Here is a 12,963-nt window from a genome sequence, read left to right as displayed (position 1 = left end):
GACCGGGGCGGCGGGGGTGTGGCGGGGCTGACCGCCGCCACCCCGGACGGGGCCGCCCCGGCCGCGGCGGCCCCGCGCCCCGCGGCCTCCCCCGCCCCGGGCGCCGATCCCCGCGAGGCGCGGCGGCGCGAGCGGCGCAGCCGGCGCTACCGGCGCGATGTGCGCTGGAGCCCGTACGCCTTCGTGGCGCCCTTCTTCCTCTTCTTCGCCGCCTTCGGCCTCTTCCCGCTCCTCTACACGGGCTGGGCCTCGCTGCACCAGGTCGAGCTGACCGCGCCGAACGACATGCACTGGGTCGGGCTGCGCAACTTCTCGCGGCTGCTCTCGGACGAGTTCTTCTGGAACGCGCTGCGCAACACCTTCACCATCGGCCTCATCTCCACCGTCCCCCAGCTCCTGATGGCCCTCGGCATCGCCCATCTGCTCAACTACAAGCTGCGCGGCTCGATGTTCTTCCGGGTCGCCGTCCTCACCCCGTACGCCACCAGCGTGGCCGCCGCGACCCTCGTCTTCGTGCTCCTCTTCGGACGCGACTACGGCATGATCAACTGGGCGCTCGGTCAGCTCGGGGTGGGCCCGGTGGACTGGCAGAACGGCACCTGGACCTCGCAGTTCGCCGTCTCCACGATCGTGGTGTGGCGCTGGACCGGCTACAACGCGCTGATCTATCTGGCCGCGATGCAGGCCATCGCGCCCGATCTGTACGAGTCCGCCGCGCTGGACGGCGCCTCGCGCTGGCAGCAGTTCCGGCACGTCACCGTGCCCGCGCTGCGGCCGACCATCCTGTTCACCTGCGTCGTGTCCACGATCGGCGCGACCCAGCTGTTCGGCGAACCGCTGCTGTTCAACGGCGGCGCCGGAGCCACCGGAGGCTCCGACCACCAGTTCCAGACGCTCGGGCTGTATCTGTACGAGCAGGGCTGGGTGAACCTCCACCTCGGCCGCGCCTCGGCGATCGCCTGGACGATGTTCCTGATCCTGCTGCTGATCGGCGCGGTGAACTGGCTGGTCTCGCGCGCCCTGCGCAAGGAGACGTCATGAACGCCAAGACGACGGCCCCGGCCGTCCCCGCCGGCGGTCCCGCCGCCGGCCGCTCCTCCCCCCGGTCCGTCCACCGCGCCGGGCGCCAGCTCCACGGCGGACGCCTGACGTACGCGATCCTGATCCTCTTCACCGCCGGCTCGCTCTTCCCGCTGGTGTGGACGGCCATCGCCGCCTCCCGTACCAACGAGCGGCTGGCCCAGACTCCGCCGCCGTTCTGGTTCGGCGGGAACCTCTTCAAGAATTTGAAGATCGCCTGGACCGACGCCAACATGGGCACGGCCCTGCTCAACACCACGATCGTGGCGGGCTCGATCGCGCTCGGCACGGTCTTCTTCTCCACACTCGCCGGATTCGCCTTCGCCAAGCTGCGGTTCCGCTTCAAGAACGTGCTGCTCCTGCTCGTCATCGGCACGATGATGATCCCGCCGCAGCTCAGCGTCGTCCCCCTCTACATGATGGTGGCGAAGCTGTCGTGGACCGATCAGCTCCAGGCGGTCATCCTGCCGACCCTGGTCAGCGCCTTCGGGGTGTTCTTCATGCGGCAGTTCCTCATCGAGGCGCTGCCCACCGAGCTGATCGAGGCCGCCCGGGTCGACGGCGCCAGCAGCTGGCGGGTGGTGTGGCACGTGGTCTTCCCGGCCGCCCGGCCCGCGATGGCCGTCCTGGGGATGCTCACCTTCGTGATGGCCTGGAACGACTTCTTCTGGCCGATCATCGCGCTGACCCAGAACGGCAGCCCCACGGTCCAGGTGGCGCTCACCGGACTCGGCCGCGGCTACATCCCCGACCAGTCGGTCATCATGGCCGGCGCCCTCCTCGGCACCCTCCCCCTGCTGCTGGCGTTCGTCCTCTTCGGGCGGCAGATCGTCGGCGGAATCATGCAGGGAGCGGTCAAGGGGTGAGCACCGACCACGCGCCCGACAGCACCCCCCTTCCATACCCCCTCGATGGGAGCGCCTCCATGACCGACCGGTTTCCGCCCGACTTCCTCTGGGGCACCGCCACCTCCGCGTACCAGATCGAGGGCGCGGTCGCCGAGGGCGGCCGTACGCCGTCCATCTGGGACACCTTCTGCCGTACCCCGGGGAAGGTGTTCGGCGGGGACAGCGGGGACGTCGCCGTCGACCACTACCACCGCTGGCAGGACGACATCCGGCTGATGGCGGAGCTGAACCTCACCGCGTACCGCTTCTCCGTGTCCTGGTCCCGGGTGCAGCCGACCGGGCGCGGACCCGCGGTGCAGCGCGGGCTCGACTTCTACCGCAAGCTGGTGGACGGGCTCCTGGAGCAGGGCATCCGGCCCTCCCTCACGCTCTACCACTGGGACCTGCCGCAGGAGCTGGAGTCGGCGGGCGGCTGGCCCGAACGGGACACCGCCCACCGGTTCGCGGACTACGCGGGGCTCGTCGCCGAGGCGCTCGGCGACCGGGTGGATATGTGGACCACCCTCAACGAGCCCTGGTGCAGCGCCTTCCTCGGGTACGGCTCCGGCGTCCACGCGCCCGGCCGCACCGATCCGGTGGCCGCGCTGCGGGCCGCGCACCATCTGAACCTGGGCCACGGCCTGGCCGCCCAGACCCTGCGCGCCAGGCTGCCGAAGGCCGCCAGGCTGGCGGTCAGCCTCAACCCGAGCGCGGTCAGGGCCCGCACCCAGTCCCCCGCGGACCTGGACGCGCGGCGGCGCATCGACGCGCTCGCCAACCGGGTGTTCACCGGGCCGATGTTCAAGGGCGCGTACGACGAGGACCTGCTGCGGGACACCGCGCGGCTCACCGACTGGTCGTTCGTCCACGACGGCGATCTGAGCACCATCAAGCACCCCCTCGATGTGCTGGGCATCAACTACTACGCACCCTCAGTTGTATCCGCCGCCACTGACAACGGCCCCGGCGAGGGCCCTGACCTGCGAGTACCCCGCCCCGACGGGCACGGCGCGAGCGCCCACTCGCCCTGGCCCGGGGCCGATTCCGTCGTCTTCCACCAGCCGCCGGGCGAGCTGACCGCGATGGACTGGTCGATCGACCCGACGGGGCTGTACGACCTGCTGATGCGCTACACCCGCGAGGCGCCCGGCGTACCGCTGATGATCACGGAGAACGGCGCCGCGTACGACGACAAGCCGTCCCCCGACGGCTCGGTGCACGACCCCGACCGCATCCGCTATCTGCACGGCCACCTCGCGGCGGTGCGCCGCGCGATGCGGGACGGGGCGGACGTACGCGGGTACTTCCTGTGGTCCCTGCTCGACAACTTCGAGTGGGCGTACGGCTACGGCAAGCGCTTCGGGGCGGTGTACGTCGACTACGAGACGCAGACCCGTACGCCGAAGTCCAGCGCGCGGTGGTACGGGGAGGTGGCGCGGACGGGCGAGCTGCCGGATGCGGCGCCGTCGGCGTGACGGTGCGCAGGGGGTGGCGGCGGCGATCGCGGTGGCGGTCGCCGTTCGGCGCTTGAACCTCACGCCACGTCAGGAGGCATCGTAGGGGCCATGACCGCTTCCACGACCTGGAAGGTGGGTCCGCTGGCCGAGTCCAGCGGGCTGACCGTCCGCACCCTGCACCACTGGGACGCCATCGGGCTGCTCTCACCGTCCCGGCGCACGGCGGGAGGGCACCGCGAGTACACCGAGGACGACATCGTCCGCCTCTACCAGGTCCTGGCCCTGCGCGGCCTGGGTCTCGGCCTGGAGTCCATCGCCGTCTGCCTCGACTCCGGCCTCGACCCGACCCGGGTGCTGCGCGACCATCGCGCGGGCGTCGAGGAGGCATTGGCGTCACTCGGCGCGCTGCGGCAGCGGCTGCTCCACATCGAGGAGGAGCTCGCCGAGGGGCGCGCGCCCACGACCGAGGCGGTGCTGTCGGCGCTGCGCGCGACCGGGGCGGCGGGTCCGGCGGCCGAGCGCGCGTTGCGCCACCACCTGGACGACGAGCAGGTGAGCGCCCTGGGCGCACGCGCCGCCGCGCTCGGCCCGGCCGCGCACTACCTCCTGGAGGTCGAGTGGCCCGAGCTGTACCGGCGGGCCGAGGCGCTGCGCACGGCCGGGACACCGCCGACCGCCGCCCCGGTACGGAAGCTGGTGGCGCGGATGGACGAGCTGAGCGCGCTGTTCGGCGGCGGGGACCGGGCGGTCTCGGCGGGAGTACGGGAGGCGTGGCGCGCGGATCCGGCCGCCCTGAGCGGTGACGCGACGGCGCGCCCGGGGCAGTGGGACGACCTGTCGTCCTACCTGGACGCGGCGCGGGGAAGTGAGCGCGCGTGAGGGGGTATTCGGTGGCGCCGCTGCTGCTGGTGGGACTGCCGCTGCTGGGCGTACTGGCCGTGGTGGGGGTGGTGCCGTGGGAGGCGGTGGTGGGGGTGGCGTGCGCGCTGGGGGTGCTCGTCCTCGTACGGAGGAGGCGCGCGCCCCGGCCGGGTGGGGGGTGAACCGGCGGGGCGCGCGCTGGGGTGGGGCCCGGGGGCTGTGGGGTCCGGGGGTCGGGGCTACTTGAAGGCGGCGAAGGCCTTGGTGAAGGCCAGCGGCTCCTGGACGATGGAGGAGCAGGTCGGGTCGGCGGAGTTCTTGGCGCCGCCCGCGCACTGCTTGTCCCGGGCGCCGGACCACATCGCGAGCCGGCCCAGGCCCTTGGACTTGGCGAAGTCCACCAGCTGGGTGGCGTCGTCGACCTTGAACGTCTCGGTGTTGACGTCGTTGACGCCGATCATCGGGGTGACGGAGACGGCCTTCCAGGCGGCGGCGTCGGAGAGTCCGAGGACGCCCTTGATCTGGGCCTGGGTGGCGGTGGCGGCCTGGATGGCGTACGTGCCCATGTCACCGCTGTACGCCGGGCCGTAGTCCATCGCCATGATGTTGACGGCCGAGACGGCGACGCCGTTCTTCTTGGCGTCGGCGACGAGGTCGACGCCGGGCTGGGTGAGGCCCTCCGGCATCACCGGCAGCGTGAACGACACGTCGAGGCCGGGGTGGGACTTCTGGAGCCGCGCGACGGCCTGCGCGCGGCGGGCGTTGGCGGCGGTGTCCGGCAGGGCCGCGCCCTCGATGTCGAAGTCGACCTTCGTGAGCTTGTACGCGTCGATGACCTTGCCGTACGCGGTGGCGAGCTCGTCGGCGCTCTTGCAGACCAGACCGAGTTCGGAGCCGGACGCGCCGCCGAAGGAGACGCGTACGTCGCCGCCCTTGGCGCGCAGGGCGCCGATCTGTGCGGCGACGGCGTCGCTGTCCAGACCGCTGACACCGCCCCAGAGCGGGGTGCAGCCGCCGCCGGAGGTGATGAAGGCGAGGTGGAACTCCTTCACGCCGGTCTTGGTGGCGGTGTCGACGAGGTCGTACGCGGGGTAGAGCGAGGTGTCGATGTAGGGGGCGAAGCGGGAGGTCGTGCCGGTGGTGGGGGGCTGGGGGGTGGTGGGCTCGGTGGGGCCGGGGGTGGGTTTAGCGGTGGCGGTGGGGCGGGTGGTGGGCGGGGTGGTGGGTTGGCTGGTGGGCTGGGTGGTCGGGGTCGGCTTCGTCGTCGGGCGGCCGGTCGGGGCGGGGGTGGCGCCGGTGCCGGCCGAGCACTTCTCCTGGTTGATCAGACAGCCGGTGGGGTCGCCCGCCGTGCCGGTGGAGCTGGTGACGAAGCCGACGGTGACGGACGCGCCCGCGGCGAGGCCGTTCCTGTCCCAGGTGGCGGGCTTCACGGTGACGTGCCGGCCCTTGACGGTCTGCTCACCGTTCCAGAGGGAGGAGAGCTTGGTCCCGGCGGGGAGGTCGAACTCCAGGGTCCAGTCGGGGAGGGCCTTGCCGGTGTCGTTGGTGATGACGTACTGCCCGGTGTAACCGCCGTCCCAGCTACTGGTCTTGGTGTACGCGGCGGCGACGGAGGCGGCGTGCGCGGTGCCGGTGAGGACGATGGCGGCGCCCGCGATGGCACCGGCGGTGGCTATGGCGCCGATCGCCTTCGCCTTGCCGGTGGCGCGGCGGCGGTGGGTACGGGGGTGGGTCATGAGTGCGCCTGCCCTTGGGAGGTGGGGGGGATTTGAGTGGTTGGGGGTGAGGGGGTGATGGGGTGCGGGCAGCACGCTAGCCGTTGGGAAACGGGCAAATGGGGCGTGGGGGGCGGGGGTTGGGGATCTTAGGGTTCGCTTAAGGGGGCGATGTGGTGCGGTTAATTCCGGGGGGTTCTTCTGCGGGCCGGTGGGGGTTGCTCGCGCAGTTCCCCGCGCCCCTAGGGGGACGGGGGCCGGGGAGCCGGACCCCTCGGCCCACCGACCCGCTGCGGGGCTGCGCCCCCGGCCACCCAGGGGCGCGGGGAACTGCGCGCGCAACCCACCACGGTCCGCAGCCAAAAACGAAGGCCGGCCCACCGCATCGCCCCCCACGCCCCGGCGACCCCGCCCCTACGCCGCAGGCGGGCCCGTGCGCCGTAGCTCCGGGCGGCGGCGTCTGCCACGGCGGCGGATTCTTGACGGCCTCGTGCCGGCGCCGCCCAGCCCGATCCACACCCGCACCTCCGTCCCGCCCAGCACCGACCGCCCCAGCCGCACGTCGCCCCCCGTCGCCTCCGCCATCCGCCGCACGATGTCCAGGCCCAGGCCAGTCGAGCCGCCGCCGCTCGATCCCCGGGCCAGGGCCGCCCGGGGGTCGGCGATGCCGGGGCCCGCGTCGGAGACCAGGACGATCACCGCGTCCTCGCCGTTGTGGACGTCCACCGCGAAGGCCGTGCCCTCCGGGGTGTGCCGGAAGACGTTGCCGAGCATCGCGTCGAGCGCGGCGGCCAGTTCGGGCCGGGCGACCGGGATACGGACGGGCCGGTCGACGCCCGCGAGGCGCACCTCCCGGCCCTCGTCCTCCGCCAGCGCCGACCAGAACGCCATCCGGTCCCGGATGACCTCGGACGCGTCGCACCCGGCCCCCGCCCCGGCCGGCTGGGTCTGCGGCTTGGCCTCCCGGGCCGTACGGATGATCGTGTCGACCTCGCGCTCCAGCTGCTCGACCGCCGCCCGCGTCTGCTCGGCTGCCGGACCGTCCCCCAGGGACGCGGCGTTGAGGCGCAGCACCGTCAGCGGGGTGCGCAGCCGGTGGGAGAGATCGGCCGCCAGCTCCCGTTCGTTCGCCAGGAGTTGGACCACCTGGTCGGCCATCGAGTTGAAGGCGACCGCCGCCGAACGCAGTTCCGCCGGCCCCTCCTCCGGCACCCGCGCCCCGAGCCTCCCCTCGCCCAGGTCGTGCGCCGCCCCCGCCAACCGCTGTGCGGGGCGCACCATCCGTACGCCCAGGCGGTCCGCCACCGCGACCGAGCCGATGACGAGCGCGATGCCCACGCCCGCGAGGACCAGCCACGCCGTGGCCACGCCGTTGGTGACCTCGGCCTCGGGGACGTACACCTCGACGATCGCGATCTCGCCCGAGCTCAGCGCGGTCGGCTGGAGGAGCGCGGAGCCGCCGGGGACGCCGGAGATGTACGCGCGGACCACCTTGCGGGTCGCGTCCAGATCCTTGCGGGCCGCCCGCCGCTTGCCGATCTCCAGGGGCGCGCCGTCCGGCGGCGCCGGGATGTGCACCGCCATCCGGCCCGCCGCGCCCGCCTGGGTGGAGGCGACGGCCCGCTCCAGCGCGTCCCGGTCGGTGGTGATCGACAGGGTGGGGCCGATCGCGGCGGCCTGGCGCTCGGCGTTGGAGAAGGCGCGGTCGCGCGCCATCTCCTTGATGACCAGCCCCAGCGGTACGGCGAAGGCGAGCACCACCATGAGGGTGACGGCGACCGCGACCTTCACCAGGGCCCATCTCATCGGCCGGGCTCCGCCCGCGGTGGCTCCAGCTTCACACCCACCCCGCGCAGGGTGTGCAGATAGCGGGGTTGCGCGGCGGTCTCGCCGAGCTTGCGGCGCAGCCAGGACAGATGGACGTCGATGGTCTGGTCGTCGCCGTACGACTGCTGCCACACCTCGGCCAGCAGCTCCTTGCGCGGTACGACCACGCCGGGCCGCCCGGCGAGGAACGCCAGCAGGTCGAACTCACGGCGGGTCAGATCGAGCCGCAGCCCGTCGAGTTCGGCCTGCCGGCGCAGCGGGTCGATGGAGAGGCCGCCGACCCGGATCAGCGTCGGCGGCGGCTCGGCGCCCGCGGCCCGCGCCCGGCGCAGCACGGCCGTCATCCGGGCGGACAGGTGCTCCACGGAGAACGGCTTGACCAGGTAGTCGTCGGCGCCGTCGTTGAGCAGCCGGACGATCTCCGTCTCGTCGTCCCGCGCGGTCGCGATGATCACCGGTACGTCGGTGATGCCGCGGAGCATCTTCAGCGCCTCGGCCCCGTCGAGATCGGGCAGTCCGAGGTCGAGGACGACCACGTCGAAGCGGAAATGGGCCACCTCGCGCAGCGCCTCCAGCGCCGTGCCGACGCTCCGTACGGTGTGGGAGGCCTCGGTGAGGTGGCGGATGAGGGCGGAGCGAACGAACTGGTCGTCCTCGACCACGAGCACACTTGCCATGGGCGGCACCGTACGTCATCCGGAGTACACCGGTCCCGGCCGGGACGAGAGGGTGCGGGAGGCGGCGGGAGGCCGCGATAGGGGACACGCGTGGGGCGCGTGGGGCAGTATGGCCCCCGATATGACCCCGATGCACCGAGGAATCGTTCACGTCTGCGCCTGGTCGCTGGCCACCGGGGCGGCGGTCACGCTCTCCTGGTGGGGCGTGCACACGGTGATGGCCGGGACGGCGTACGACCCCCCGCGCGCGGTTCCGCTCACCGGTGACGGGCACACCACCCAGGGGGTACGGCCGCTCGCCTCCTCGACGCGGCGGCCGAAGGACTCGCCGTCGCCGTCCACCAGCCCCTCCGGTACGCCTTCGGACCCGGGCGGCAGGCAACCGGGCCGCTCCCCCGCCGCGCCGCCACCGCCCAAGTCGCCCTCCGACCGCCCTTCTTCGAGCTCTTCCGGTTCTTACGGTTCCTCCGGTTCCTCCGGAAACGTGAAGGGCTACAACGTCGACGGCGGCCGGGTCGTCTTCGACATCGGCACCGCCTCGGCGGAGCTGGTGACGGCGACGCCGGACTCGGGCTGGCGGATGCAGGTGTGGAAGCAGCCGACGTGGATCCGGGTGACGTTCAGCCGGGGCACGCGCGAGGTGTCGGTCTTCTGCACCTGGTACGACCACGCGCCGACCGTGGAGCTGGACGACCGGGGCTGAGCCCGCGGTCGCCGAGTCTCCACCTTCCTAGCGGAACACCGCGGGCGGCGGTACGGGGGACGGCTTGGCGGTCGCGTCCGTCACCGGGGACGCCCCGCCGGTGAAGTCGGCGAGCGCACGCCCGTGTTCGACGCGTCCGGGGTGCGGGTCGCCCGCGATCCGGCGGGTGAACTCGGCCACCGGCAGCGGCACGTCCGAGGCGAGCAGGACCGCGTTGCCGAACCGCTTGCCGCGCAGCACGGTCGGGTCGGCGGCGAGCGCCAGTTCGGGGAAGAGCCCGGCGGCGGTGGCTATCTGGCCGCGCAGATGTGTCAGCGGGGGGCCGTCGGCGAGGTTGGCCGCGTAGATCCCGCCGGGCCGCAGCACCCGGCGCACCTCGCCCAGGAACTCGGTGCTGGTCAGATGGGCCGGGGTGCGGGCGCCGCTGAAGACGTCGGCGACGACCAGGTCGGCCCAGCCGTCCGGGAGCTTGGCGAGACCTTCGCGCGCGTCCAGGGAGCGCACCCGTATGCGGGCCTGTGGATCGAGCGGCAGCTCGCGGCGGACCAGTGCCACGAGCGCCGCGTCGATCTCGACGACCTGCTGGGTGGAGCGGGGACGGGTGGCGGCCGTGTAGCGGGCGAGGGTGAGGGCGCCGCCGCCCAGGTGCAGCACCTGGAGGGGGCGGCCCGGCTCGCCGGCCAGGTCGATGACGTGGCCGAGGCGGCGCTGGTACTCGAAGGTGAGCCGCTCCGGCGCGTCCAGGTCGACGTGGGACTGGGGGGCGCCGTCGAGCAGCAGCGTCCAGCCGCGGGGGCGGTCCCGGTCCGGTATCAGCTCGGCGAGGCCGCCGTCGACCGGCTCCACGACGGCCTGCGGGGCGGCCGGGCGACCGCGCCGCCCGCCCTGCGCGGCCTTCGCCCCGCCCTTCGCCGTGTTCTTCGTACCGCTTCGTGCCGCCATCCGACCATTATCTGCCGCCCGCCTCGGTGATGCCGTCCGCGGCCTTGATGAGCCGGGCGGCCTCGCCCAGCGCGAGGCGCAGCACGGCCGGGTCGGTGACCGTCACCGCGTCCGGCGGGAGCAGCCAGCCGCTGCCGGAGACCGGCGGCCCGGCGGCCGGCCCGGGCAGGCGCAGACCGCGTCCGTTCGTCTCGGTGCAGGCGCTGCCCGGCACGTCCCAGGCGGCGGCGGTGCCGGGCGGCACCAGGAAGCCCAGGGTGTCGCAGGCGCCGTCGTGGAGCACCGGGCCGACGGCCGCCGGGGCGACGGCGCGGCGCAGGATGTCCACCGCCTCCAGGCCCTGCCGCGCGGGCACGGTGACCAGGTCGCAGGGCTCCTCGCCGCCCGGCGGTCCACCGGCGTCCCGGCCGGGCCGGTGCCGCACGGTCGTCGTGGTCGTCCCGGTGCCATTGATGTCCATGCCGGCCTCCAACAAGGCAACCCCCACGTGGTTTCTGCGGGTTGGCGGTATCCACATGGTTCAACGCCGTTCGCTGTCAACGGCTACGGCGGTATGCCGCCGCAAAGGATGGCAGTTCATGGCAGATCAGGGATGAGATATCCCTTTTGTAGCCAAACTTCGGTTGTGGTGGCCGAGGTTGTCGGTACCTTCTTGCTCCGCACCACCACGCCAGAGAGAGCTGTTGAGCCATGGCGACGACCACGGATCCCCGTGCCGGAGCGAACTCCGCCGCACGTCCCCCCGAACGGAGTCCCGCCAAGGGCCCCAACACCGCCTTCCGCGAACTGCGGGGGCAGCGCTCCCCCGGCGAGTTCGCGGCGGCGGTCCGCAGAGCGGCCCGCGAGATCGGTGAACAGGTCGCCTGTGACGCGCGGTACGTCGGACGGGTGGAGGCGGGCGAGATCCGTTGCCCCAACTACGCCTACGAACGCGTGTTCCGCCACATGTTCCCGGGTTTGACGCTGGCCGACATGGGGTTCTCGTCGCGTGAGGCGGTACGGGGCCGGGGGGCGCGTGCGGGGTGTGGTGCGACCCCCGCGTCCGCGGCGCGTCAACAGCACCCCGCACCCCCCTGCGGCACCATCGACCACGAGGAAAACCGTAATGACGAGGAGAGCGACGTGCTGCGTCGCGCGTTCATGACCGGCGGCTCCGCCACCCTGGCGGCCGTCTCCCTGGGGCTGCTGCCCGAGTACGCGGGCGCCGCGCCCCAGGACCGCGTCCACCACTCGGTGCGGCGGGTCGGCGAGGCCGAGGTGGGCGCGGTCGAGGAGGCGGTACGGCGGATCCGGCTGCTCGACGACCGGCACGGCGCGAACGGGCTCTACCGCAGGGCCGCCCAGCCGCTGCGCACCGCCTACGCGCTGCTCGACGCGGGTACCGCGCGCCGCTCCACGGCCGACCGGCTGCACGCCGGCGCGGGCGAGCTCGCCATCTCGGTGGGATGGCTCGCCCATGACTCGGGCCACTACGAGGAGGCCCGCTCGCACTACGCGGAGGCGCTGGCGACCGCCCGGCTCGCGGGCGACCCGGCCCTGGAGGCGCACGCCTTCTGCAATATGTCGTTCCTGGCCAGGGACGCGGGCCGGCCGCGCGAGGCGCTGCGGGCCGCGCAGGCGGGCGGGCGCGCGGCCCGCCGGCTCGGCTCGCCCCGGCTGCTCGCGCTGCTCAGCCTGCGGGAGGCCGGCGGCTGGGCCGGGCTCGGGGACCGGGGGGCGTGCGAGCAGTCGCTCGCCCGGGCGCACACGCTGTTCGCGCGCGGCCCGTCCGAGCGGGACCCGGAGTGGATGACGTTCTTCGTGGAGGCCGAGCTGGAGATGCTGGAGGCGCAGTGCTGGTCGGCACTGGGCGAGTGGTCCCGTGCGGCCCGCCACGCCCACCGCGCGGCCTGTCTCCAGGACCCGCACTTCGCCCGCAACCTGGCCCTGTACCGCGCGGAACTCGCCGACGACCTGGCCCGCGCCGGCTCCCCCACGGAGTCGGCGGCGGCCGGTCACCAGGTCCTCGACCTCCTCCCCGAGGTCCAGTCCACCCGCATCCAGGCGATGCTGGCGGACACGGCCCGGATTCTGGCTCCCCACGGGAACTGCCCGGAGGTGCGGACGTTCCTCGAACGGAGGGCGTCGGTGTAGCCGTTGCGGCCGGGGCGGGTGCGGGGCGCAGGCCCCGGCAGGCCTCAGACCTCCAGGTGCCCCGTGTCGTTCCACCGCTCGACCGCCGGAGCCCCGTACGCCCAGCCCAGCACCGACAGCGACGTCGGATCGAGCTTGATGCGGGCCGCGAAGCCGATCGGTTCGCCGAGCCAGCGCGCCGCGATCGACCGCAGGATGTGCCCGTGCGCGAAGACCAGCACGTCCCGCCCGGCCGACCGCGCCCACTCGACGACCTCGTCCGCCCGGTCCGACACCTGGGCCAGCGTCTCGCCGCCCTCGACCCCGTCGCGCCAGATGAACCAGTCGGGCCGCCCCGCCTTGATCTGGGCCGGGGTGAGCCCCTCGTACGCCCCGTAGTCGAACTCCATCAGCGCGTCCCAGTCACGCGCGCGCTCCCCGAATCCGGCCAGGTCGCAGGTCTCCCGCGCGCGCACCAGCGGACTCGTACGGACCTCGACGTCCGCCAGGCCGTCCCAGGGCGCGCGGTGCAGGCGCTCGCCGAGCAGCTTCGCGCCCCGGCGGCCCTCCTCCAGGAGCGGGATGTCGGTACGGCCGGTGTGCCTGCCGGCGAGCGACCACTCGGTCTGCCCGTGCCGGGCGAGCAGGATGCGCGGTTCGGCGGCTGGCATGTCAGGTCACTCCCGGGGCGCGTGCAGA

At 73.5% G+C, this 12,963-nt stretch carries 13 protein-coding genes; 7 read left to right on the top strand and 6 right to left on the bottom strand.

What is annotated here, in order from left to right; translation table 11 throughout:
* Window positions 1-18 precede the first annotated feature (18 nt).
* The 5 genes from ACZ5ID_RS16035 to ACZ5ID_RS16015 all read left to right on the top strand — a co-directional run bounded on the left by ACZ5ID_RS16035 (window position 19) and on the right by ACZ5ID_RS16015 (window position 4,467).
* A complete protein-coding gene (locus ACZ5ID_RS16035) occupies window positions 19-1,041 on the top strand; it encodes a carbohydrate ABC transporter permease (RefSeq protein WP_468897979.1) in 1,023 nt (340 codons plus the stop codon).
* The gene (locus ACZ5ID_RS16030) at window positions 1,038-1,946 is read left to right on the top strand and encodes a carbohydrate ABC transporter permease (RefSeq protein ID WP_468897757.1); all 909 of its coding nucleotides are present in this window, start codon (window positions 1,038-1,040) and stop codon (window positions 1,944-1,946) included. Before ACZ5ID_RS16035 ends, ACZ5ID_RS16030 begins: the two co-directional genes overlap by 4 nt.
* Window positions 1,947-2,005: 59 nt before the next feature.
* Complete coding sequence (locus ACZ5ID_RS16025) at window positions 2,006-3,442, top strand: glycoside hydrolase family 1 protein (RefSeq protein WP_468897755.1); 1,437 nt, start codon at window positions 2,006-2,008, stop codon at window positions 3,440-3,442.
* Between the two features lie 90 nt (window positions 3,443-3,532).
* The gene (locus ACZ5ID_RS16020; RefSeq protein ID WP_468897753.1) at window positions 3,533-4,303 is read left to right on the top strand and encodes a MerR family transcriptional regulator; all 771 of its coding nucleotides are present in this window, start codon (window positions 3,533-3,535) and stop codon (window positions 4,301-4,303) included.
* Window positions 4,300-4,467 (top strand): hypothetical protein, encoded by a 168-nt coding sequence (locus tag ACZ5ID_RS16015; RefSeq protein WP_468897751.1) that lies wholly within the window; start codon window positions 4,300-4,302, stop codon window positions 4,465-4,467. The genes ACZ5ID_RS16020 and ACZ5ID_RS16015 overlap by 4 nt, the downstream gene beginning before the upstream one ends.
* Before the next feature lie 57 nt (window positions 4,468-4,524).
* Here the strand turns inward: ACZ5ID_RS16015 and ACZ5ID_RS16010 are convergent, their stop codons facing one another.
* The 3 genes from ACZ5ID_RS16010 to ACZ5ID_RS16000 form a co-directional block, all read right to left on the bottom strand.
* A complete protein-coding gene (locus ACZ5ID_RS16010) occupies window positions 4,525-6,024 on the bottom strand; it encodes a glycoside hydrolase family 18 protein (protein ID WP_468897749.1) in 1,500 nt (499 codons plus the stop codon).
* A gap of 393 nt (window positions 6,025-6,417) precedes the next feature.
* Window positions 6,418-7,809, bottom strand: coding sequence for a HAMP domain-containing sensor histidine kinase (locus tag ACZ5ID_RS16005; RefSeq protein ID WP_468897747.1), 1,392 nt, complete (start codon window positions 7,807-7,809; stop codon window positions 6,418-6,420).
* Window positions 7,806-8,507: a response regulator transcription factor gene (locus ACZ5ID_RS16000; RefSeq protein ID WP_406557005.1), complete on the bottom strand. Its 702-nt coding sequence runs from the start codon at window positions 8,505-8,507 to the stop codon at window positions 7,806-7,808. Before ACZ5ID_RS16000 ends, ACZ5ID_RS16005 begins: the two co-directional genes overlap by 4 nt.
* A gap of 121 nt (window positions 8,508-8,628) precedes the next feature.
* On the opposite strand from ACZ5ID_RS16000, the gene ACZ5ID_RS15995 reads away from it, so the two are divergent.
* On the top strand, window positions 8,629-9,210 hold the full coding sequence (locus ACZ5ID_RS15995) for a hypothetical protein (protein WP_468897745.1): 582 nt from the start codon (window positions 8,629-8,631) through the stop codon (window positions 9,208-9,210).
* A 27-nt stretch (window positions 9,211-9,237) separates the two neighbouring features.
* Here the strand turns inward: ACZ5ID_RS15995 and ACZ5ID_RS15990 are convergent, their stop codons facing one another.
* Both ACZ5ID_RS15990 and ACZ5ID_RS15985 read right to left on the bottom strand, forming a co-directional pair.
* Entirely contained in the window at window positions 9,238-10,152 is a 915-nt protein-coding gene (locus ACZ5ID_RS15990) for a spermidine synthase (RefSeq protein WP_468897743.1), read from the bottom strand.
* A 7-nt stretch (window positions 10,153-10,159) separates the two neighbouring features.
* Window positions 10,160-10,612 carry a hypothetical protein gene (locus ACZ5ID_RS15985; protein WP_468897741.1) on the bottom strand — a complete coding sequence of 151 codons (453 nt, stop codon included), beginning with the start codon at window positions 10,610-10,612 and terminating at the stop codon, window positions 10,160-10,162.
* A 230-nt stretch (window positions 10,613-10,842) separates the two neighbouring features.
* Between ACZ5ID_RS15985 and ACZ5ID_RS15980 the strand changes: the two genes are divergently transcribed.
* A complete protein-coding gene (locus ACZ5ID_RS15980; RefSeq protein ID WP_468897739.1) occupies window positions 10,843-12,285 on the top strand; it encodes a tetratricopeptide repeat protein in 1,443 nt (480 codons plus the stop codon).
* A gap of 44 nt (window positions 12,286-12,329) precedes the next feature.
* Here ACZ5ID_RS15980 and ACZ5ID_RS15975 read toward each other — a convergent pair whose 3' ends face one another.
* Entirely contained in the window at window positions 12,330-12,935 is a 606-nt protein-coding gene (locus ACZ5ID_RS15975; RefSeq protein WP_468897737.1) for a histidine phosphatase family protein, read from the bottom strand.
* Window positions 12,936-12,963: the final 28 nt, after the last annotated feature.

Source organism: Streptomyces sp. NPDC031670 (genome assembly GCF_055580545.1).
Note: the sequence above shows the minus strand (reverse complement) of the source record. Positions and strands in the feature narration are given on the sequence as shown.